12 protein-coding genes are annotated in these 24,324 nt (G+C 44.8%); 10 read left to right on the top strand and 2 right to left on the bottom strand.

The window, feature by feature from the left end; genetic code table 11:
- Window positions 1–6 precede the first annotated feature (6 nt).
- The 3 genes from argJ to argD are packed head-to-tail and all read left to right on the top strand — an operon-like array spanning window position 7 to window position 3,124.
- Window positions 7–1,221 carry a bifunctional glutamate N-acetyltransferase/amino-acid acetyltransferase ArgJ gene (gene argJ / locus JUE95_RS06790; RefSeq protein WP_203650171.1) on the top strand — a complete coding sequence of 405 codons (1,215 nt, stop codon included), beginning with the start codon at window positions 7–9 and terminating at the stop codon, window positions 1,219–1,221.
- A gap of 12 nt (window positions 1,222–1,233) precedes the next feature.
- A complete protein-coding gene (gene argB, locus JUE95_RS06785; RefSeq protein ID WP_203650245.1) occupies window positions 1,234–1,980 on the top strand; it encodes an acetylglutamate kinase in 747 nt (248 codons plus the stop codon).
- A 1-nt stretch (window position 1,981) separates the two neighbouring features.
- Window positions 1,982–3,124, top strand: a complete 1,143-nt coding sequence (gene argD, locus JUE95_RS06780; RefSeq protein WP_203650170.1) for an acetylornithine transaminase — start codon at window positions 1,982–1,984, stop codon at window positions 3,122–3,124.
- A gap of 220 nt (window positions 3,125–3,344) precedes the next feature.
- On the opposite strand, the gene JUE95_RS06775 is transcribed toward argD, so the two are convergent.
- The gene (locus tag JUE95_RS06775; protein WP_268920914.1) at window positions 3,345–3,779 is read right to left on the bottom strand and encodes a pyridoxamine 5'-phosphate oxidase family protein; all 435 of its coding nucleotides are present in this window, start codon (window positions 3,777–3,779) and stop codon (window positions 3,345–3,347) included.
- 145 nt (window positions 3,780–3,924) lie between these two features.
- On the opposite strand from JUE95_RS06775, the gene JUE95_RS06770 reads away from it, so the two are divergent.
- The 3 genes from JUE95_RS06770 to JUE95_RS06760 are packed head-to-tail and all read left to right on the top strand — an operon-like array spanning window position 3,925 to window position 5,808.
- On the top strand, window positions 3,925–4,245 hold the full coding sequence (locus JUE95_RS06770; RefSeq protein ID WP_203650169.1) for a PadR family transcriptional regulator: 321 nt from the start codon (window positions 3,925–3,927) through the stop codon (window positions 4,243–4,245).
- A complete protein-coding gene (locus JUE95_RS06765) occupies window positions 4,238–4,876 on the top strand; it encodes a DUF1700 domain-containing protein (protein ID WP_203650168.1) in 639 nt (212 codons plus the stop codon). The genes JUE95_RS06770 and JUE95_RS06765 overlap by 8 nt, the downstream gene beginning before the upstream one ends.
- The gene (locus tag JUE95_RS06760) at window positions 4,873–5,808 is read left to right on the top strand and encodes a DUF4097 family beta strand repeat-containing protein (protein WP_203650166.1); all 936 of its coding nucleotides are present in this window, start codon (window positions 4,873–4,875) and stop codon (window positions 5,806–5,808) included. The genes JUE95_RS06765 and JUE95_RS06760 overlap by 4 nt, the downstream gene beginning before the upstream one ends.
- A gap of 61 nt (window positions 5,809–5,869) precedes the next feature.
- Here the strand turns inward: JUE95_RS06760 and JUE95_RS06755 are convergent, their stop codons facing one another.
- Window positions 5,870–6,307, bottom strand: coding sequence for a MerR family transcriptional regulator (locus JUE95_RS06755; RefSeq protein ID WP_235995289.1), 438 nt, complete (start codon window positions 6,305–6,307; stop codon window positions 5,870–5,872).
- A gap of 218 nt (window positions 6,308–6,525) precedes the next feature.
- On the opposite strand from JUE95_RS06755, the gene JUE95_RS06750 reads away from it, so the two are divergent.
- The 4 genes from JUE95_RS06750 (at window position 6,526) to JUE95_RS06735 (ending at window position 24,194) form a co-directional block, all read left to right on the top strand.
- Window positions 6,526–8,010 carry an MDR family MFS transporter gene (locus JUE95_RS06750; RefSeq protein WP_203650164.1) on the top strand — a complete coding sequence of 495 codons (1,485 nt, stop codon included), beginning with the start codon at window positions 6,526–6,528 and terminating at the stop codon, window positions 8,008–8,010.
- Complete coding sequence (locus tag JUE95_RS06745; RefSeq protein ID WP_203650163.1) at window positions 8,007–8,729, top strand: DUF4811 domain-containing protein; 723 nt, start codon at window positions 8,007–8,009, stop codon at window positions 8,727–8,729. Before JUE95_RS06750 ends, JUE95_RS06745 begins: the two co-directional genes overlap by 4 nt.
- A 298-nt stretch (window positions 8,730–9,027) precedes the next feature.
- Window positions 9,028–14,337, top strand: coding sequence for a KxYKxGKxW signal peptide domain-containing protein (locus tag JUE95_RS06740; protein WP_203650162.1), 5,310 nt, complete (start codon window positions 9,028–9,030; stop codon window positions 14,335–14,337).
- Between the two features lie 305 nt (window positions 14,338–14,642).
- The gene (locus JUE95_RS06735) at window positions 14,643–24,194 is read left to right on the top strand and encodes a KxYKxGKxW signal peptide domain-containing protein (RefSeq protein ID WP_203650161.1); all 9,552 of its coding nucleotides are present in this window, start codon (window positions 14,643–14,645) and stop codon (window positions 24,192–24,194) included.
- Window positions 24,195–24,324: the final 130 nt, after the last annotated feature.

Below are 24,324 nucleotides of genomic sequence, written 5' to 3'. Positions count from 1 at the left end.
GGAAGAATGCATATGATAAAAACGAATGATGTGTCATTAACAAAGTTTCAGTGGCCCACCGGCTACTACAACGATGGTATCGAAATGGGTCTTGGTACCAGTGATAAATTAGATTTTGGTTATCTGGTTTCAGAAGTGCCAGCTAGTGCAGCCGGTACATACACCACCAACAAATTTCAGGCGGCACCGACAAAGCTCACCAAGAACACGATCAACCAAGATCATCAGCTTCAAGCCGTTGTCATGAACAGTGCCTGTGCGAACTCATGTACAGGCAAGCAGGGTGAAGAAAACGCCTTAACTGAACAGCAGCTGATGAGTAAGAAATTGGGCATCGACCTTAACTTAGTCGGTGTTGCTTCTACCGGCTTGATTGGTGCTCAGTTGCCAATGGATAAGGTCATCGCTGGAATCAAGAAATTGAGTCCTCACCACGATGACGCCGTCACTAAAGCAGTTCTAACCACTGATAAGAAGTCCAAACAAGCTTGCGTTCAAATCGAAATGGGTGGTAAGACGGTTACCATTACGGGATTCGCTAAAGGTTCTGGTATGATTCACCCTAAGATGGCAACCATGCTGGGCTTCGTTACAACGGATGCCGCAATCGATGGCGAATTGTTGCAGCAAACCTTGAGTCAGACCGTTGATACAACTTTTAACCAAATTACGGTTGATGGCGATACGTCCACTAACGATATGGTGGTCGTTATGGCCAACGGTTTGGCCGGTGCACCAAAGTTAACCAGTACCGATGATGCTGACTTTTCAATTTTCCAAGATGGTCTGCATTTGGTTCTGCAAGAACTGGCCAAGCAAATTGCTGCTGACGGTGAAGGTGCAACTAAGCTGGTTGAATGCAACGTGAATGGTGCCTTCAGCGACCTTGAAGGCCAAGAAGTTGCCAAAGCAATCGTTGGTTCAAACTTAGTTAAAGCCGCTATCTTCGGTCAAGATCCTAATTGGGGCCGAATCATTTCCACTATCGGGATGACCAGCGCTCACGTGGACATCGAACACGTTGATATTGAAGTGAACGGTATTAAAATGGTCCAAGATAGTTTAGGGTTACCATTTGACCAACAGACAGCAAGTGATAGTATGGGGTCAAGTAAAATTGTGATCGACGTCAATTTGCACGTTGGGTCAGCTTCAGGTCAAGCCTGGGGCTGTGATCTTACTTATAATTACGTCAAGATTAATGCCAGTTATCATACTTAAAAGGGAGCGTAAATCGTGAATCTTATCATTGTTAAAATCGGCGGTAACGCCATCTCAAAACTGCACAAAGATTTCTTTGAACAGCTGCGTCAATGGCGTCAGGCCGGTAAAAAAGTGTTATTGATTCACGGTGGCGGTCCGCAAATTTCTCAGTTGTCAGCAAAGATGAACATCCCTACTTATAAGAAAAACGGGATTCGGGTAACGGATGCTGAGACACTGTCACTTACTAAAATGGTGCTGTTGGGTAATACCCAACCAGCCTTATTAATGCGGCTAGCAAACGAAGGTTTAGCAGCCATTGGTTTGAACGCGTCCGATCAGCAGCTGCTGACGGGGACCTATGTGGATCAAGCGACATATGGTGCGGTTGGTAGCATCACTGGTGTAAACGAGCTGGCACTCTCAAAGATTTTAAACAGTCAAATCGGTGTGTTAGCACCACTTGCCCTGACGCGGGAAGGCGACTGGCTGAACGTGAACGCTGATACTGCGGCAGCTGACGTTGCTCGGCTTTTGAAAGCCAGTCAGCTTTATTTACTGACGGATGTGCCAGGCGTTTTGAAAGATGGCAAAGTGATCTCTGCTATGATTCCACAGGATTTGCCACAATTAATAGAAGAAAAAGTAATTACGGATGGGATGCAGCCGAAACTTTCCGCTGCAGTCAGAGCCGTACACGCAGGGGTTCATGCAGTACGCATAACGGATCAATTAACCCATCCAGGGACAACTTTAAAAATGGAGGCAAATGATTGAAATGAGTATGACACATGTATTTCCAACATATGACCGGTTTGATTTCGAGCCGATTTCTGGCAACGGGGTGATTGTGACCGATGATCAGGGTCAGGACTACTTAGATTTCACCTCGGGTATTGGGGTGTGCAACTTTGGTTATCAAAACGCTAAGATTCAAAACGCTGTGAACGTACAATTAACCAAGATGTGGCACATTTCTAACCTGTATCAAAACCATTTGCAGGAAGCCGTTGCTGAATTGCTGGTGGGTGATGAAGATAAATTAGTCTTCTTTGCTAATTCCGGAACTGAAGCAAATGAAGCTGCCTTGAAATTAGCCCGTAAAGCTACTGGCAAAACAAAAGTCCTGTCATTCAACCACTCATTTCACGGTCGGACTTATGGCTCAATGTCGATGACCGGTAACGACCATATTAAGGAAGGGTTTGCACCGTTAGTCCCAGACATTAGTTTCGTGGACTACAATGATGAAGCTTCTTTGGATGCCATTACGGATGATCTTGCCGCAGTGATCCTTGAAGTCATTCAGGGTGAGGGTGGCGTCATCGTTGGCGATCAAGACTGGCTCCATGCGGTTCAAGATAAATGTAAGGCCACAAACACCTTGTTGATCGTTGATGAAGTTCAAACGGGGATTGGCCGGACTGGGTACAAGTTTGCTTACCAGGGTGTCGGTCTGGATCCGGACATTGTGACTTCCGCTAAAGCGCTGGCTAACGGGTTACCGGTTGGTGCGATGATTGGCAAGGCTAATCTGGGGCCTGCATTTGGTCCTGGCACCCATGGATCAACCTTTGCTGGTAATCCGTTGACGATGTCGGCTGCTCAAGCAGTTTTGACACAGTTAACACCAGCTTTTCTTGAAGACGTGCGGGATAAGTCAGTAGCCGTTTGGGAAAAACTGGATCATTTTGAAGACTTAAAAGTGGTTAAGTCGATTAGCGGCCGTGGTCTGATGATTGGGATTCACCTGACGGATGAACTGCCAGTTAACGACGTCATTAAAGCCCTGCATCAAAAGGGATTATTGACTTTATCTGCTGTTGGTAATACCTTGCGGCTGTTACCGCCATTAGTGATGAGTAAGACAGATTTGCTGAGTGGCCTTCAGACTATTTATCAGACGTTAGATGAGCAATAGAAATTGGAAGAAGGTTTTGCAATCTTTTTATAATAAATCTAAGATTTTTATTGTTTGACGTATGTATCTGCTTTCTTTATAATGAAACTAATTGCGCCCCACACACCTCTCCGTTTTTTGAAAGTGTCCCAAGTGGGGACTTTTTATTACATAAATAAGCCTGCTTTTTCAGCCAATAACGGCGAAAAAGCAGGCTTGTTTTGTTCTCGTTTGAAATGAGTTAATTAAAAGAAATCTTATCAGTCCCGTGACCAAAGACTTCTGCTTCTTTAAAGGTGGCAGCGTAGACGTTCATGTTGTCGCGAGCCTTTTGATCGAACATCTTAAAGCTGGCGTATTTCTTATCCATGGCCTCAAAGAGTTCGCTGCGACGGTCGTTAACCATCTTGGTATCAGCACCAGTGACACGTACGGTACTGGCATCTTGTGGTGACATTGGGGTAGTTGTAAAGGAAATCTGGCTGTTAGCAGCTAGTTCCTTAACCTTGTCTGTATTCTTGGATGTTGCAAAATACACGGTGTTTTCTGATTCATTTGGGAAATAAAGAAAGTTCACGGTTCGGACGTTTGGTGTATGGCCAGCTAATGATTCGGTTGCTACAGCCAGGTTAGTCGCGTTCTCCAGAACATTGGTATAGGTTTCTTTTGTTGTGATGATGATTACCTCCTAGAAGTTTACTGTTTCCATTATAGCGCTTTCACTTGGAGCAATCATTTTAAATTGACAATCTTAAACGACTCATGTACACTATTGATGGAATTATATTATATGACGTATAATATTGTAGGAGGTAAATGATGTGGCCATTCAAGTGAGTTCCGAACTATTAGATGGCAGCGTGCTGGCTATCTTGGCGCAGCAGGACTATTACGGTTATGCGCTAACGCAGCGGGTTCAGCAAGCCATCAAAGTTTCCGAGTCGACGATGTACCCGGTTTTGCGTCGGCTTAAGAAAAACGGCTGGTTAACAACTTATGATGAACCATATCAGGGTCGTAATCGCCGTTACTACCAGATTACAGCAGACGGTAAAGAACGATTGGCAACCATTCAAGGCGAGTGGAAGGACTTCAAGTTAGGCATCGATTCAATGTTAGGGGATGAAATCAATCATGGATAAATACATTGCGGAGTTCAAAAGTTATCTGAATCAGCTAAGTGAGGCTGAGTTAGACGAAGTTGTGAGCTTTTACTCTGAATATTTAGCGGACGGTGGTTTTGAGAGTTATGAGGCCAGTGTCGAAGAATTAGGTTCACCACGTCAGCTAGCGCGGAAAGTATTAGCTGATTATTCAATTCGGCTGCTGGATGCACCGGAAAAGGAAGGACAAACCATGCGTAGCCGGGCTGCTCAATCGAAGACCCAGGTTCGGACGATTTGGCTGATTGTCTTAGCTATCCTCTCCACACCATTGACGATTCCATTAGCAATTGGCGTGCTGGCGACCTTGTTTGGCTTATTAGTCGGCGCGGCAGCAATCATTTTTGCGCTTGTAGTCATGATCTTCTCCCTTGCAGTCGCTGGTATCTTTGTGTTCGGTGTTGGTGTTGGCATTATGGCGCAATCGATGTCTACCGGATTGGTATACGTTGGTGCCGGTTTGTGCGTGATTGGACTCTTCGTTGCCCTTATCCCAGCGTTTAAGTGGCTGATTAGTGGTGCCATTCACGTGACGTTATCGGCTAGTCGCTGGTTATACGGTAAGCTGAAGTCTAAGAATCAGGCGGAAAAGGAGCGTGACCACAAATGAAAAAGACATTTATTACGGGCATCATCATCTTGATCATTGGCGGAATCATGCTGGCTATTGGTATTGGACAGGGTGGCGTCAAGTCCATCTATTGGGACAATGGCCTCAAAACCGATCGAAGGACTTCGTATTCACGAGAAATCAAAGACGTTGATACCATTAATCTTGAGGGTTCGAACTACGGTCCAATTGCCATCCATCAGGGTAACGTTGCCAAGGTAACCGTACATGCGCAGAAGAGCAATCAAATTAAAACGCGCATTTCTGGTCATACACTTTCTATTTCCGGCCATTCCAGGACCCACTTCATGTTTGGTGATTTTGGTATGGATAACGGTTCGCAAACAATCGATGTTACGGTGCCGAAGAAAACCCAAATCAAAACCATTGATAATCAAGGCGAAATGAGTTTACACGTCAGTGATTTAACAGTTGAAAGCTTGAATAGTACCGGTTATGGTGATTTGAATCTTGAAAATACGACGGTCACCAAGGAGATGACCATGCCGCATCAAAATTATGGCGATATTACAATGAATGGTGTCACTTTTGACCGCGGATTAAATATTGATTCATCGGGTGATATCACGATTCGTAACAGTAATTTTACGAAGGCTGATAGCCGCGTTCATTCAGCTGATGGCGATGTGGTACTCAATAACAACCGCTGGCAAAACCTCAGTGTTACGAGCGCTAGTGGGGAATTAAACTTGGAGGATCAATCGGTGAAGAGCACGTTAACTGCGAATGCCGATGACGGCGATATCACGGCTCATATTATTCCTCGAGCTAACCTCGCTATTCACGCAAATAGTTCAACTGGTGATACTAGTATTTATGGTAAGAATCGTCACGATTACGGTAAAGTCAAACCAAACGGGCAATCCTTTGAGCTTAGTTCTTCAAATGGAGATGTCACGGTCGCATATTAAACAACAAAAACGGATTTTCCAGTCATAAAATGCTGGGAAATCCGTTTTTGAGTAAAAAATATTAATGTTGTTCAACAATTTTAACATCAGTACGGTCTTCTTTAACGACCAAGTAGAGAATCTTGGTTTGCTGGTCATCTACAAAGCCTAAATTAATAGCGGGGTAACCATCGATTTTACTGATTCCTTGAAAACGGTCAATCATCGAACGCTTCAATAGATCCATCGTTTCTCGGTGAGCTGACGCCTTTTTTTCGGCAGCTGTCAAAGTAAACCCCTGGTTAATGTAGTTATTGATCATGAAAACCCGGATCAACGTATGGTATGAATATTTTCGGTTTTGACCATTCACTTTTTCACTACTAATATAACCTTTTTGTTCCCAGTACCTCAGTTGACTCTGCGATACACCAGTAGCCGCAGAGACATCACCGATACCCAGGTGCCAATTAACTTTCTTGGAGAAAGTCGCAAATGCATCGTGTTCCTCAGTGTTCAAATTTATTCCTCTTCTCATCAAATACTTATTGTAACGGTTTTCTTCCCTATTAGAACAGGGTTCCAATTGTTATATTTAATAACGTGTCTATCCTATTTCATAATAACCAGTATATATAATAGAATAAATTTGTCAAGATAGTTGACAAATACCTTTCAAGTTATTATAGTAGTTGACAGTCGTTAAAAAAGCAAAACAAGAAAAGAAGGTTTTAATTAGTGGGTAACGCAGTAGACACAAAGGGGAAATCCTATAACAGAGGGTTATTGATCATTATTTTACTGGTCGGTACATTCTGTACGGTCCTCAATCAAACCATTTTATCAACAGCATTTCCGACCTTAATGAACGCGTTCAACGTTTCAACTTCAACCGTTCAGTGGTTAACTACCGGGTTTATGCTGGTCAACGGGATCATGATCCCAATCAGTGCTTGGCTGAGTACACGTTTTAATACCAAGTGGCTCTACATTGTCGCAATGACAATTTTCTTTGCTGGAACACTGGTTGCATTTACCGCACCAACTTCCAACTTTGGTATCCTGTTAACGGGTCGTTTACTCCAAGGTATTGGTGTTGGAGTGACCATGCCATTGCTTCAAACAATCATGTTATCAGTTTTCCCGCCAGAACGGCGTGGGACTGCCATGGGGCTTGCCGGTATCGTTATCGGTGTAGCACCTGCTATTGGTCCAACCCTTTCAGGATGGGTCATTGATAATTTCTCTTGGCGTGATTTATTCGGCATGACGTTGCCAATTCTTGCATTAGTGATTATTGCCAGTTTCTTCTGGATGCATCCCGTTCTGGAGACGAAAAAGGAAGGCATCGATGTCCTTTCGGTTATTCTGTCTACGATTGGTTTTGGTAGTGTCCTTTATGGCTTCTCATCAGTTGGTGATGATGGTTGGGGCAGCACCAAAGTAATCAGCTTTTTGATCGTTGGTGCAATCGTTGTTGGTTTGTTCATCTGGCGTCAATTGAAGATGGACGACCCATTCTTGGAAATGCGGGTTTACCGTTCAGTACCATTTACCATCTCGGCAATTTTAAGTTCCATCTCAATGATGGCCATGGTGGGTGTTGAAATGGTGATTCCGATGTACCTGCAAATTGTTAAGGGAATGTCAGCTTTCCATTCCGGACTAACCCTGTTATTTGGGGCCGTTATGATGGCTGTTATGAGTCCAATTACGGGTCGTGCCGTTGATCGTTACGGTGCTAGGAACCTATCTATTATGGGTATGATTCTCTTAACGCTGGGTTCAATTCCATTTATTTTCATTACCAAAGACACGCCGACAGCTTACATCGTTGTCCTCTATGCCGTTCGGATGTTCGGGATTTCAATGTCAATGATGCCTGCTACAACCGTTGGTATGAACGCTTTACCAGTTAACCTGATTGGTCATGGGACTGCCGTGAACAACACGCAACGGCAAATTGCCAGTTCTGTGGGGACGGCTGTCTTGATCAGTATCTTAACTAACGTGACTAAGGACGGAATGCCAGGTAAGCACTTATTGAAGACTGATCCATTAGCGTATAAGGATCATGCTATCAATGCGACTTTAAGCGGTTATCACGCGGCCTTCATTGTTGCTGCTATCTTCTGTTTCTTGGCTGTCATCACCGCCTTCTTCATGAAGAACCGTGGGGATGCTAGTGATTACACCGAAAAAGATGGGGGTGAAAGCAAATGATCTTAATTTTACTTGGCCTATTCGCCGTTTTAGCTTTTATTTTCTGTATTTATATTGAAAATAAGGGATTAAGTGTGATTTTAACAACTTTAGCGCTTTTAGGATTAGTTGTTTCTAGTGTTTATGCAGTTAAGAACTGGCAGCACCATTATGGCTTGGAACAGTATACGACGACTACGACAAGGAATATCTATTCTGTTAGTCCGAACAAATCAATGTCGATGATTCTCTACCAGCCAATCGGTTCGAAGAACAATCATCAAGTATACATTTACAAGAGTAGTGAAAATGCTAAGAAGCCGGTTCATACTCAGGCAAATACTGATACCAAAAATAAGCTGACCCGAGTAAACGGCACAACCCAGATGACCACTACGGTTACCCGTTGGCGTTACAAGAATAATGCTGCCAAATTCTGGTTTGGTTTCACTGGTGAAAATCATAAGTTTGATAAGCGGACGAACAAGATTGAAGTTAACAAGAACTGGCTGGTTCTTTCAGTTGCTCAATCTAAAGCTCTTCAAAAACAAATGAAAAACAAGACTTATCAAGCACAATTAAAGCAACAAGGTAAGGCTTTCGTGATGAAGGGCATGCAAGCTGCTATGATGAAGAACCCAGCCATGTCCAAAGCTGACCAGGCAAAGCTGCAGAAGCAATTGACAGCTGAGTTCCAAGCACAAGCGATTAAGAAGCTAATTGCTCAGGTTCAAAAGTAATCAAAATTTGCTATATACTGTTTAAACGCTAATTAAAATTAAAACGGTCATTCTTCCAGTGAGGAGAATGACCGTTTTTTTTGCATACTTATTTTTAGTAAGAAACCATAACTTTCTGCAATAATAGGGCTGATGGAGCATGGATAATCCCGACTTATTTTTTAATCGAAAATAGGCCGTAATCCTTGTAAATTAGGCTTTTATTAAAGTTGCTTTTGTTGTAGTATAAAGCTGTATAAAATAAAGTGTTGTTTTTGCTTCTTTTTTGTTAATATCTCAATATTGAGGGGGAAATATTATGGGAAAAGGCTCAAAAAATTTATCTAAGAATAATCGTAAGTTAGCTTTAGAAAACCAATCGACCCTATTACATTACCGGATGTATAAGGCAGGGAGGATGTGGCTGTTTGCGGGCGTTGCTACGTTTACGTTAAGTGCTGGATTACTTGGATTAACCTCAACTCAAGCATCAGCTACAACTGTTGATACAACACCTACATCACAGCAACAACATCAACCAGCGGTAACGGGGGATGATGGTGGTAATGGTACTTCGACAACTTTAAGGACAACTGCACCTGCGCCATCGGCCACAGAACAATCAGCCGACAAGGCAGCTACGTCAGCTTCGGATACCACGCAACCGGCTGACAAGGCAGCTACGCCAGCTCCAGATACAACACAATCAGCTGACAAGACAGCTACGCCAGTTCCAGATACCACGCAGCCGGCTGACAAGACAGCTACGCCAACTTCGGATACCACGCAACCAGCTGATAAGACAGCTACGCCAACTTCAGATACCACGCAACCGACTGATAAGACAGCTACGCCAGTTACACCTGTTGTACAGAAACAACCGCAAGCATCTGTAAAGCCGGACAGTGGCAGCTCAACCGAGTCGCAATTTAAAGACGCAGTTGATGCAACATCATCAACTGATCCTCAGGCAAGTGAGCCTAAGACAGCTGATGACACTGCTAAAACGCCGACTAACACCGTGGCATTACCAAATGGTGGTAGTTTCACGACGAATCCAGACGGTACGTTTACCTTTACTGATCCAGATGGAAATAAATACAATATTATCTCAAGCAAGGATGCTACGAGTCAAACTAGTCAGCCTACTGTCACTAAAAATGACACTAATGGTGATGGCATCGCAGATACTTGGAACATCATTAACAATATGCCAACTGACACTGACGTGACAACTGGTCCTGCAAAAGCCGATATCACGTTACCAGCTGGTAAAGATGGTAAGACTTACAAAATTACGTATACCGTGAAACCTGATGGAACTGAGTCTTACGAGAGCTACGTTTTTGATACTTCGAAAACCCCTAATGTGTTTATTCCCTTGAATGCCAACGGTGAGACAGCCCTTAAATCTAATGATACGGGTAAGTTGCCGAATGGTGGAGATTACACTGTTCTTCCTGATGGTTCATTAAGCATCACTAACCCTGATGGCAGCACAATGGTTGTTAAACCATATAACGATTCAAATGATACAAAGGCTACTACCGGTTCTACTACGAACATTACGAATATCACTAACATCATCAACAGTGGCAGCACGACTGATAATAATACTAAAGACACCGATGGTGATGGCGTTCCAGATAACTTGGAAGTTATCATAGGGACTAACTCAGATAAGACTGATACTGATGGTGATGGCGATCCTGATCTGCAAGAAATCATGAATGGCACGGACCCTAAGGATCCTAACTCAAACTTGAAGTCATTGGAAAACGGTGGTAAGGATGCTTCCACTGGTACATCAACCACCACGACTATCACAACCATTAACAATCTTCCAGGTCAAAACGGGGACGTTCAAGCAACCAAGAATCCTGATGGTTCAATCACCCTCGTATTCCCAGATGGTTCAAAGCAAATTGTTAAACCTGGCGATTCGACCACGCCTGATTCAAATGGTGGTTCCTTCAAGGTAAACCCAGACGGAACGATTACCTTTAATGACGGTAAGGGTAACACCTACACGATTGACCCTAACAAGGGAACAACGACTGACCCGATTATCGTTAACGTTCCAGGTCTAGACAATGGTGTTAAAGCCACTAAGAATCCTGATGGTTCAATTATCTTCACGTTCCCAGATGGCTCAACTCAAACGGTTCAACCTGGTGGCACAACCAAGCCTGATGGAAATGGTGGTACCTTCACTGTAAATCCAGATGGCACCATTACCGTTAATGATGGTAAGGGTGGCAGTTACACCTTCTATCCAGACGGTAGTCAAGGCACGCCAACTCAACCAGATAGTAAAGATACGGTCGTTATCCTTCCTGGTAAGGATGGAATAATGTCCACTGTGACGGTTGAAAAGACGCCAGGTGGCGCTGTTATTCTTCACATGCCAAATGGTTCTTCAAAGGTGGTTCAACCAGGTGACACTGGTACATTACCAGATGGTACTAGGTACGTTATTAACAAGAATGGTTCAATTACATTCACCACGCCAGATGGTAAGACCGATACTGTAATTCCTAATGATGGTACGACGCACACAACGTCTACCACAAACACGACTACGACCACAACTAATGATGGTGGTGATAGTGAAACTAATAGTAATAACACGACAACGTACAATTACTACTACTACGGTTCAGAGGGTGCCTCATCGACAACTGTGACTGTCCCAGGCGATACGGATGGCAACAATTCAACGGTCACTTACACGAAGAACCCAGATGGGACATTGTCAATCACAATTGATGACAAGACTACTCCGGTTAAGACCGGTGATAAGGGTACTCTGCCAAATGGCGATGCCTACACCGTTCTTTCTGACGGCTCACTGAGCATCACAACGCCCGACAATAAGACATTTGTGCTTAACCCTGGTAACGCTACTGGTGAATCAACCAATGGTGACACTACCAATTACACGACCATCAATAACTACTATGGTAAAGATGGTTCAGCAAGTACGAATATCACTTTGCCAGCAGGTAAAGATGGTAAGACTCCAACGATCACTTACACGAAGAACCCAGATGGCACATACACGATTGTCTTACCAGACGGTCCGAAGGATGTTAAACCTGGCGATACTGGTCAGTTACCAAATGGTGGTACGTACGTTGTAAACAAAGATGGTTCATTGACAATTACCAATCCAGAAGGTTCCCAGACAACTGTTAATCCAGTTGATGGTGCAGCGTCATCTAACGGTCCAATAATCAATAACACCACCAATAACTACTACTATGGTAAAGATGGTGCAACAAGCACGACCATTACCGTACCTGGTAAAGATGGCACAACGACAACAACGATCACCTATACCAAGAACCCTGATGGCACGTCCACGATTGTCTTACCAGACGGTTCCAAGGATGATGTTAAACCAGGTGATACTGGTAAGTTACCAAACGGCAGTTCATACACTGTCAACAAGGACGGTTCATTGACGATCACCAATCCAGATGGTTCGCAATTTACTGTCAACCCTGCTAACAGCACATCCACTACTGACGGTGATGTAACTAACAACACCACTAATATCACTAACAACTACTATGGTTCAAATGGGCCATCGACGGCTACCATCACCTTGCCAGCAGGTAAAGATGGCGGTACTCCAACGATCACTTACACGAAGAACCCAGACGGCACATACACAATTGTCTTACCAGACGGTTCCAAAGATGTTAAACCAGGCGATACTGGTAAGTTACCAAACGGTAGTTCATATGTTATTAACAAAGATGGTTCATTGACAATTACCAATCCGGATGGTTCCACGACAACCGTTAACCCTGGTAATGGATCAACGACTAACAATGGCGATACGACTAACAACTACAACACCACCAACAACTACTATGGTGGCAGCACAACGGTTACCTTACCTGGTAAAGATGGCGGCACAACTACCAATATCACCTACACGAAGAACCCAGACGGCACATACACAATTGTCTTACCAGACGGTCCTAAGGATGTTAAACCAGGCGATACTGGTAAGTTACCAAACGGTGATTCATATGTTGTTAACAAAGATGGTTCATTGACGATTACCAATCCGGATGGTTCCACAACGACTGTTAACCCAGGCAATGGTTCCACGACTAACAATGGCGGTACGACTAACAATTACTACTATTATGGTGGCAGTACGACGGTTACCTTACCTGGTAAAGATGGCGACGCAACTACCAATATCACCTACACGAAGAACCCGGATGGCACGTACACGATCGTCCTACCAGACGGTTCGAAGGATGTTAAACCAGGTGATAGTGGTAAGTTACCAAGCGGTGGTTCATATACTGTCAACAAAGACGGTTCATTGACAATCACCAACCCAGATGGTTCTACATTTACGGTTAATCCAGGTGGGAGTTCATCAACCACTAACAATGGTGGTACAACAAACAACTACACGACTAACTACATCACCTACAACTATGGTTCAGATGGCTCAACGGGTGCAACAATCACTATCCCAGGTGGCGGAAATGGTTCAACGACTACAACAATCACCTACACCAAGAATCCTGATGGCTCATATACTTTGAAGACACCAAAGGGTTCAACGACTGTAACACCAGGTAACACGGGTACTTTACCAAATGGTGATACCTACATTGTTAACCCTGATGGTTCATTGAGTATCACTAACCCTAATGGTGGTGGTGCAACAGTCATCAACCCAAGTAACGGTGCAACTGTTTCCACGGGTAACGGCAATGTGACTGTCAACGTCACTGTTAACACAGGTAATGGTGGTTCAACTCCCGATACAACTATCAGCACACCAAGCGGCAACTACACGATCAGTGTGAATGGCGATGGAACGTATAATATTACTACACCAGATGGCAATACTATTAAGAATGTGACTCCTGGTGACAACAGTACCTTACCAGATGGCAAGGGTAGTTACGTCGTTAATAATCACAATATTATTATCATTGAACCTAATGGTGTACAACTGACTATCAACTTTGGTAATACTGACAAGACCAACACGCCAACTGGTGATGGTAATACTGACAAGACCAATACACCAACTGGTGATGGCAATACTGACAAGACCAATACACCAACTGGTGATGGTAATACTGACAAGACCAATACACCAACCGGTGATGATAATACTGACAAGACCAACACGCCAACCGGTGACGGTAATACTGACAAGACCAATACACCAACTAATGGTGATATTGGCGACAATAACAACATTACTACCACAACTCCGCAAGGCGGTACGGCAACTGACGGTGACACCAATGGTACTAGCAACAGCTCTGATCAGGGCGGTGCTATAGCCGGTGGCAACACTGGTGCATCTGCATCTGACACTGAAGGTGGAACAGCTACTAACGGTTCATCTGCGGCTACGAGTACTGAAGGCGGAACAGCTGTTAAGAGTTCCCCTCAAGCTGCTTCGAACGATGCTAATGGTAAGGTCGATGTTCAAGATAATAATTCTGTAACGAACAATCATGACTTACCTCAAACTGGTGAACAGCCGGTTGAAGGGGTTGTCGTTCTTGGATTATTGGGAACATTGGTATCGTTAATTGGCTTAGTCGAAGAAAAGAAGCGTCGCAACAATTTATAGCATTAAAATAAGATTTTAAATTTCTTTGGTATAGATAAAAAGTTCCACATACGTATCGTAAGTATGTGGGACTTTTTTTACGTATAAATCATTTTTTCATATGTAACCATAACTTTCTACAATAACGGCGTTCTTGAGAAAATATTCTCGATTTTTTAAATCCAGGTTAAAAAACTTAGTAATATAATTTCTTTTATGTGACTTTTAAGTGAGGAAAATTTGCTAATGTAAGGGCGTGCAAAGCACAACGTTGTATTTGCTTTAATTTCTTTTAAGTTTTTGGAATTTATGGAGGAGGAATTATTATGGGAAGAGGTTCAAAAAATCTTTCGAAGGGGAACCGTAAGCTAGCGCTCATGCATCAAACTGAGTCGCTGCATTATCGGATGTATAAAGCAGGTCGTACCTGGCTTTTTGCCGGTATTGCAACCTTTTCTTTAGGTGCTGTACTATTTGGCTCGCAGGTCCAGGCGTCTGCCGCAACTACGGAAGACACGACGCCAACAACACAGGTGACAAAACCAGTTGCGGATTCAAATATAGGAGCCGATGCTGGCCAAGCTGCAGATCCGAATAGTGGAGCGACTGCACAGCAACAGCCGGCAACTACGCAAGCACAACCGGCTGCCAATACTGATACAGCTACAACAGGCGATACTATGGGGACTGGACAGGCTGCCACCAATACAGATGCTACAGCAACAAGTGATACTACGGGGACTGGACAGGCTGCCGCCAATACAGATGCTGCAACAACAGGCGATACTACGGAGGCTGGCCAAGCTGCCGCCAATACAGATCCAGCAACAACTGGTGCTGCTTCAGATACTACTGGCGATCAAACTGATCAAGCATCAACCGCCGTTCCTGGTCAAATCACCAAGAATACGAGTTCAAATGTTGGCATCAAGGTTGGTACCGTTACAGGTAATGAGGGTACCGTTACTGCTCCAGCCGGTGCATCTAAAGAACCCGATACTTCAGGAGCGTTAATCAAAGGTAATTTATTTGGTAGCGGTTTAGAGAATGCTTCTGAAAACAGTAGTACTGCGGGTGTTGGTGCTGATAGCATAGATAACGCTAACAGGGCAAACGACCGTAAAACCGACGGAACTGGCACGTACGGTAATGTTTATGGTGATAAGAATCCTGACCCAATTGCCCAAGCAGGCGCAAATGGTCAATACACGCTGATACATGCCAATGGTGATGTTAATAGTAAAAACGATGGGTTAGATCAAAAAATCACCGATAATCAAGTTCCTGAAGACACAATCACTGTTGATCATATAAACGACCAGGGTGCAATCAGTTCTGACAGTTCAAACTTAATTACAAACGTCGATCCTAATGATCCTAAAAAATTTGTAGATAACACTGGTCGCGGTGCCACCATTTACAGTTCAGCCGGAACATCAGGTGTTGATGTCTCACTGGTCGGCGGCTCTGATAATGGTGTGAACATTGGGATTCCTACTAACTTAAAATCAAGTTTGCAAGTAGGAACTCTACAGGTTCTAAACCAAACTGCTGTGGGAATTACCGTTAAGAATCCACTTACAGGTGAACAGTTCCAGATTACTGATTCTGATTATGGTACTGAAGGTAAGTACAAAGACACCTATAAGGTTGGCAGTAACATTGATGGTAAAGCCGTTTACAATGCCGTTCTTAATGGCGGAGTTGTGAGAGATGTTGTTGGCTTTGTGACTAAGGGAATTTCAGGCCTCAGTGGCGCCGCTGGTGGCATTGGAAAAGCCTTAATTGGTCAAGGGAAATCATTACTTGGCGACAATTTAAAAAATGCTTTAGAGCATCCAACTGACCCTTCAAATATTCTTAATGTAGGCAGCATTGTATCTGAAGCTACCAGTTTAGGGGATCGTCTTGGTGCTACATTTACTCAAGATGGCGAGAATAATATTGGTGTCAGTGATATCGTTGCAACTTTGGTAGACTTACTACCGCTTCTTGGTGTTAATACAACAGACTTCCAGGATGCCTATCAGGGATTGATTAACCAAGCCAATGATTCAATTGACGAATTGAATAAATTTGGCGACAATCTGATGAAGGATGGGATGTCCATCTCTGGACTTGCCGATGCAACGATCAAGACCGACACCAGTAACGGTGATTCTAAAAACTACATCGAAGTTCTAGCCGGCAGTGATTTGTCAACTGCATACGCTGTTACCAACATGTTTAAGTCCTACATTGAGGGCTGGTCACAAGGTATTGCGGATTCCCTCGATGCAGTGTTTGCTGGGGATCAACCAATCGTTCATCCAGATGCTCAAAACGACCCAGACGATTTATATCGATTTAACGGGCAAACGCCTATTAGCATTTTGGACAAAGCAATCAAAGCAGCTGAGGACAAGGGCGGCTTAGGTGGATTCCTTCTTAAAATTGGTGATCCGATTATTGAAGGCGCAATTAAAGGCCTCTCATCCCTTAACAACGGTGCCGTTCAACCCGTTATTACTGCAATTAACGGTTGGGTAACCGATAACTTAGGGAAAGGTATCGATGAAATGATTGGCGGCTCTTTGGGCGGTGAAACTCAAAATGTTGCTGTTCCAATCAACTGGACGGATCCTAAGTTTGTTGATCAAGCATCTGGACAAAATGCTGATGCAGGTCAATTTGTTAATGAAACATTTGATACTGCCGCTAAGGTTTTTGATGCTGTTTCTAAGAGTCAAACAACTATCGCTTATCAGAATGTTGATAAAACTCAGTTGAATCAGTTGATTAATGATGCAACGACTATGCAAGACGTTACACCTGATTCAAAGGCGTTAGCAGTCGCGGTCGCAGCAGACCCTGATGCTTCTCAATACGATGTTGACCAAGCGATCATTAAGTTGGGCAAGCAAATTACTTTGAAACAAAGCGATGCTGTGGGTAATGCTAAGGTTAAAGACTTTACTGCTCCTAAAACAGAGACGACTCCGGATGAAGTTTCTGCAGATGAGCTTGTCAATAATTTTAGTATTACGCCACAGAGTGGTATTAGCGCAGAGGATGCAGCAGCAATTAATGCGATTTACGAATCTGTTAAGAGTCAACTTGGTAAGGCAGACTTTGCGATTGACCCGATTGACCCTGCTACTAACAAAGCTAAATATACGTTGAGTAAATCAGGGGTTAAGAAGGTTCAAGATGCGCTGACAGCCGCTAAATCTAATTTCCAGATGCCAAAAGCGCCTGCTCAAGCCGAAATTACCTTTGGTGACGCAGGTGCAGACACAACACCTACTGATAATAATACAGATAATAATACAGATACGGATGCAACATACACCCTCCAAGCTATTGATGAAGCTGGCCACGTATTACCAGGTTCAACCTTGGCTGATCTATCCGGTAAAACCGGTGATGCAATCGATGCAGCTAAGCTCGCAGCAACCTATAAGGATGCCAATGATAAGACATGGTACAAACCTGCTGCTGAGTCATTAGCTAGTTACTTTATCAAAAACGGGGCAACGATTAATGTCCTGTACACTGACAAAGATGTGACTGGTACCGATGGTCATGGCGGTTCAGATGCTGTCGTTGATGGTGGTTCATTCATTATTAATGATGATGGTACGATTACCTTCACCGATAAGAATGGCAAGACTTTGACCATTGATCCAAGCAAATGGGGTTCAGGCTCAAGTTCAAATGGCACTGGTCAGCCGATTAACATCAACATTACTAATAACAACGATGATAACGATAATGGAGGTAGCTCAACAGGAACCGATGGTACTGGTTCAACAACTGGCACTGATAACGGTGGCGGTTCGACTACAACGCCCGTCCAAATCATCCTGCCAGGCCAAGATGGTACCAAGGGCGGTGCTGACGTTACTAAGAATACCGATGGTTCACTGACCTTCACCTTCCCAGACGGTTCAACGCAAACCGTTCAGCCAGGTGATAACAACACTAAGACCAATCCTAATGGCGGTTCCTTCAAGGTCAACCCGGACGGTACGATTACTTTTACCGATGCAGGCGGTAACAGTTACACGGTTGATCCAAATAACAAGACTAACGGGACCACACAACCAGGCAGCAAGATCACTAACATTGTGTTACCAGGTGCTAACAAAGATGGTAACAATGCCGGTGATCAAACGTTGATGATCGAGAAGACGCCTTCAGGAGATATTGTGCTCCACTTACCAGATGGCTCAACTCAAACAATCACTTCAGAGAAACCTGGGGCATTACCAGATGGATCCAGTGTTGTCATTAACCCAGATGGGACGATTACAATTACTGATCCAAACGGCAACAAGGAAACGATTGATCCTAACAAGGGGCAAAGTCTGCCTACAGATCATGCTGATGCGGGCGGCCAAACTGCCACAAACACTGTTGATACCGATGGTGACGGTATTCCAGATAGCTTTGAAGGCACGGTTGGCACTAACGCGAACAGCAAGGATACTGATGGCGATGGTGACTCTGATCTTCAAGAAGTTCTAAACGGTACTAACCCTAAGGATCCTAATTCAAACCTCAAGTCCCTTGAGAATGGTAAAGGTTCTGACGGTACAGGTTCAACCATTAATATTAACGGCGGTACGGTTATCGTTGGTGGTACGGGTACTGATGGTACTAATGGTTCTACTGGTATTAACGGAGCCGGAACCGATGGTAAGAACACGGTGACGCCAATTGTTGTGTCCATTCCAGGGAAAGATGGTAAGGATGCCGGAGCGACGGTTACAAAGAACTCAGATGGCTCCGTAATCTTTACCTTCCCAGATGGTTCAACACAAACGGTTCAACCAGGTGACAACAAAGATAAGACCAACCCTGCAGGCGGTAGCTTCGTTGTTAACCCAGATGGCACCATTACCTTTACTGATCCAAGCGGTAAGACTTACACCATCGATCCAAGTACTGATAAAGGAGCGGGTCCATCATCAACCCAGCCAGGCAGCAAGACAACAGTTGTTGTCATTCCTGGTCAAAACGGAACTGATGGGGCTAATACTCCGGATCAAGTTGTGACCGTTGAAAAAGGAACGGATGGGACACTGACACTTCACTTCCCAGACGGCTCCACAAAAGTCGTGCACATTAACGATACGGACACCTTACCAGGTGGCGGCAGCTACGTTGTTAACCCAGACGGGACCATTACCTTTACTAACCCAGATGGAACAACTAGCACGATTGACCCAAGTAAGGGAACTACTGGCAATATCACCATTAACACAGGCACCGGCAATACTGGTACTCCTGGCGATGCAGATGGTGACGGTATTTCAGACGATTTTGAAACTAAGATTGGGACGAATACTGCCAAAACTGATTCTGACGGTGATGGCGACACAGATTTCCAGGAAATTCTAAACCACACTAACCCGTTGGATCCGGCTTCTAACTTAAAGAGCCTTGAAAACGGCGGTAAGGATGGATCAACGAGTACAACAACTACCATCACAACGATTAACAATGTTCCAGGTCAAGATGGTGGTGTTAAAGCAACTAAGAATTCTGATGGTTCAATTACCTTCACGTTCCCAGATGGCTCAACCCAAACTGTGCAACCAGGTGATACGACTACACCTGATGCAAATGGCGGTTCATTCAAGGTCAACCCAGATGGGACTATTACTTTCAACGATGGTAAGGGTAACAGTTACACGATTGACCCTAACAGGGGGACAACCACAACGCCTATTATTGTCACTATTCCAGGTCAAGACGGTGGGACTCAAGCCACTAAGAACCCTGATGGCTCAATTACCTTTACGTTCCCAGATGGCTCAACCCAAACTGTTCAACCTGGCGACGCCACAAAGCCTGATGCCAATGGTGGTTTCTTCAAGGTCAACCCAGATGGCACCATTACCATTACGAATCCAGATGGTAGCAGCTACACATTTGATCCGAACAATGGACAAGACACACCAACACAACCAGGCAGCAAGTCGACCGTTATCGTTCTTCCAGGTAAAGATGGCGCAACTAGTGTTGTGACTGCTGAAAAGACACCAAACGGTGATATTATTCTCCACTTGCCAGACGGTTCTACCCAGACGGTTGAACCAGGTAAGGGTGGCACATTACCAGATGGGACTAAGTACACTTACAACCCAGATGGTACCCTCACATTTGTCACTCCAGAAGGCAACACGACGACTATTAATCCCGACAACGGTGCCAGTGGTTTAACGACCTCTACAAGCACTAACACTAATACAACCAATAACAATGGCGGTACGACTAACAACACGACCAATAACTACTATGGTGGAAATGGTCCTGCAACTATTGCTATCACATTGCCAGCTGGCAAAGATGGTGTTCCACAGACGATCACTTACACCAAGAATCCTGATGGGTCTGTAACTATCACCACCCCGGATGGCAATACAAAGACTGTTCAACCAGGTGACACTGGTACCTTACCAAATGGTGGGACTTACACAGTGCTTCCTAATGGGTCACTGAGCATTACGAACCCAGATGGTTCAACAACGGTTGTCAACCCAGGGAATGGTACAAATGGTTCAGGTACTAACAATGGTGGTGACGTCGATACTGATGGTGACGGTATTCCAGATAGCTTTGAAACTAAGGCGGGTACTGACATCAACAGTATTGATACTGACGGTGATGGTGACACTGATCTGAAAGAAGTTTTGAACGGAACTAATCCGTTAGATCCAAATTCAAACTACAAGAACCCTGGTAACGGCGGTTCAGGTACTACCAACGGTGGCAGCACAGGTCAACCAATCACAATCAACATTCCAGGTCAAACTGGTGCACCAACCGTTACTAAGAACAGTGACGGCTCATTAACCTTCACGTTCCCAGATGGCTCAACACAAACCGTTCAGCCAGGTGACGGAAAAGATCATGATAACCCAGCTGGCGGGACCTTCAAGGTCAACCCAGACGGGACGATCACCTTTACTGATGGTGACGGTAACAGCTACACGGTTGATCCAAATAACAGGACCAATGGCACAACCCAACCAGGCAGCAAGATCACTAACATTGTTCTGCCAGGCAAGGACGGTACCGATGGTAAAGATGGTGCTGACCAAACTGTCATGATTGAGAAGACACCTAATGGTGATATTATTCTTCACTTCCCAGATGGCACGACTCAAACCGTTCAACCAGGTAGCGAAGGTAAATTGCCAAACGGTACGACCTGGATCGTCAATCCAAATGGGACGATTACCTTCACGACACCTGACGGTAATCAGTCAACTTATGATCCTAACAAGGGTGAGACGACACCAACCAACACCAATAATGGCGGCGGATCAACGACCAATACTATTGATACTGATGGTGATGGTATTCCTGATAACTTTGAAACCACTGTTGGCACTAATCCGAAGAAGGGCGATACTGATGGCGATGGCGACACCGATCTCCAAGAAATTCTGAACGGCACGGACCCAATGGATCCAAACTCAAACTTCAAGAATCCTGGAAATGGCGGTTCAACGAATACCGTTCAACCAATCGTGATTACTCTGCCAGGTCAAAATGGCGGCACCACTGTTACCAAGAACTCTGATGGTTCATTTACCATCAACTTCCCAGATGGCAGTAAAGAAGTTGTTCAACCAGGTGATAACTCAAGCCACGTCAATCCTGCAGGCGGCAGCTTTGTTGTTAACCCGGATGGGACGATTACCTTTATTGATAAGAATGGTGGCACTACTACAATTGACCCAAGCAAGATTGGCGGACAGCCAACTGCTGGTGACAGCAAGACCACAGTTATCGTCATTCCTGGCCAGCCAGGTAAGGATGGACAACCGGGTGCGAATACCATTGTGACAGTTGAAAAGACTGCTGATGGCAGAACGATTATCCACCTGCCAGATGGCACGACTAAAGAGGTTCAGCCAGGCGACACTGGTGAATTGCCAAACGGTACCACGTACATTGTCAATCCAAATGGGACGATTACCTTCACCAATCCAGATGGCACAACTTCAACTGTTGATCCAAAGGCTGGTAACCAAGGTAATATCTTTATCAACCCTGGTGGTAACAATAACCAAGGGACTGCTAAGACGACTGTAGTCTTCATCCCAGGCAAGGATGGCAACGGCGGTATGACTATCAACGTAACAAAGCAGCCTAACGGTGACATTATCATTACTAACCCAGATGGCAGCACACAAACCGTTCAACCGGGCGACCACGGTGAATTACCAACAGGCGCAACCTTTGTAATTAACAAAGATGGTTCGATGACAATCACCAATCCAGATGGTTCTCAGTTCACCATTGATCCTAACAAGGGTGCTTCTTCAATGATTAACACTGGTGGTAATGTTACTAATAACAACTACTATGGTTCTAACGGACCATCAAGTGCGACGATCACTTTACCTGGTGGTACTGATGGTAAAGGTGTGACAATCACTTACACGAAGAACCCAGATGGCAGCTTCACACTGACCACACCAACTGGTTCTGATACACTGAAACCAGGTCAGACCGGTACCTTACCAAATGGTGATAAGTACGTTGTTAACCCAGATGGCTCACTAAGTATTACTAACCCTGATGGGAAGACATTCGTTATTAACCCCGGCAGTCCTGCAACTACCAATGGCGGTAACACGTACTACATCACCAACAACTATGGTACAAATGGCTCCGCAGGGACGACGATCACCTTACCAAGTGGCACAGATGGTAAGAATGTGACAATCACCTACACGAAGAACCCAGACGGTACCTTTACGCTGACCACACCAACTGGTTCGGATACACTCAAACCAGGTCAGACCGGTACCTTGCCAAATGGTGACAAGTTTGTTGTTAACCCAGATGGCTCACTGAGCATCACTGACAATGGTGGTAAGACAACTGTTATTGTCCCAGGTAATGGGGGCACTATTGACGGCCGAGGCGGTGACATCATCGTTAACGTTACCGTTAATGGCGGCGGTTCAACTTCAAACACTGTCGAAACACCAACTGGTAACTACACGATTGATGTAAACGGTGATGGCACTTATACCGTTACCGGTCCAGATGGGACACCAACGCCTAAACTTCATATTGGCGACACTGGTAATGTACCAAATGGCGGTGGCAGTTACGTTGTTAATGACGGTAACATCGTTATTACAGAACCAGGTGGCCAGAAAGTGACTGTCAACATTAATAATGGCGGTAGCACGACACCAGGCGGTAATGGTGACACGAATACCACAACGCCGGGCGGTAATGGCGATACGAATACCACGACACCAGGTGGTAATGGTGACACGAATACCACGACACCGGGCGGCAATGGCGACACGAATACCACAACGCCGGGCGGCAATGGCGACACGAATACCACGACACCAGGAGGTAATGGTGACACGAATACCACGACACCGGGTGGTAATGGTGGCACGAATACCACAACGCCAGGCGGCAATGTTGGTACTACGAACACAACAACCACGACGCCTAGTGACGGCACGGCCGTAACTTCGCCAACTGGTGGTGCCACTGATACTACTAGCACTGCAATTGGTGACGGTACTGCTACTGCAGGCAATGGTGCCGACACTGATCAAGGTGCAGTTGTAACCAGCGGTGACGCTGGCATGGCAACTGGTGACGCGGGTGGCGCTGTTGCCCCAGGCGGTGCAACTGCTCAAGATACTTCGGCAGGTACAGCTGCTACTGCTGAAGGCGCAAACGCATCTAGTCAAGCTAATGGCGCAAATCAAGCTGCTGACAAGAGTGTATTACCTCAAACTGATGAAAAACCAGCTGAAGGTGTTGCAGCACTTGGATTGTTAGGCGGACTGCTTTCACTGTTCGGCTTAGCTGGAACAAAGAAACGTCGTAAGAATATCTAGAATTAAATGTTAGTTATCCCCGTTTAAATTTCTCCCTCGCTATTTAAACGCTAAAGTCCCACATACGTAGCGTACGTATGTGGGGCTTTTTGTGCTGAAAGAGACTATAATCACCGGCAAAATCAAATTA

It is taken from the genome of Secundilactobacillus yichangensis (assembly GCF_016861565.1).
Lineage (GTDB): Bacteria > Bacillota > Bacilli > Lactobacillales > Lactobacillaceae > Secundilactobacillus > Secundilactobacillus yichangensis.
Note: the sequence above shows the minus strand (reverse complement) of the source record. Positions and strands in the feature narration are given on the sequence as shown.

Bases quoted from the DNA above. Each gene is read 5' to 3' on its own strand.
- argJ (WP_203650171.1), top strand. From the start codon at position 7: ATGCATATGATAAAAACGAATGATGTGTCATTAACAAAGTTTCAGTGG.
- argD (WP_203650170.1), top strand. From the start codon at position 1,982: ATGAGTATGACACATGTATTTCCAACATATGACCGGTTTGATTTCGAG.
- JUE95_RS06765 (WP_203650168.1), top strand. From the start codon at position 4,238: ATGGATAAATACATTGCGGAGTTCAAAAGTTATCTGAATCAGCTAAGT.
- JUE95_RS06760 (WP_203650166.1), top strand. From the start codon at position 4,873: ATGAAAAAGACATTTATTACGGGCATCATCATCTTGATCATTGGCGGA.
- JUE95_RS06745 (WP_203650163.1), top strand. From the start codon at position 8,007: ATGATCTTAATTTTACTTGGCCTATTCGCCGTTTTAGCTTTTATTTTC.
- JUE95_RS06740 (WP_203650162.1), top strand. From the start codon at position 9,028: ATGGGAAAAGGCTCAAAAAATTTATCTAAGAATAATCGTAAGTTAGCT.
- JUE95_RS06735 (WP_203650161.1), top strand. From the start codon at position 14,643: ATGGGAAGAGGTTCAAAAAATCTTTCGAAGGGGAACCGTAAGCTAGCG.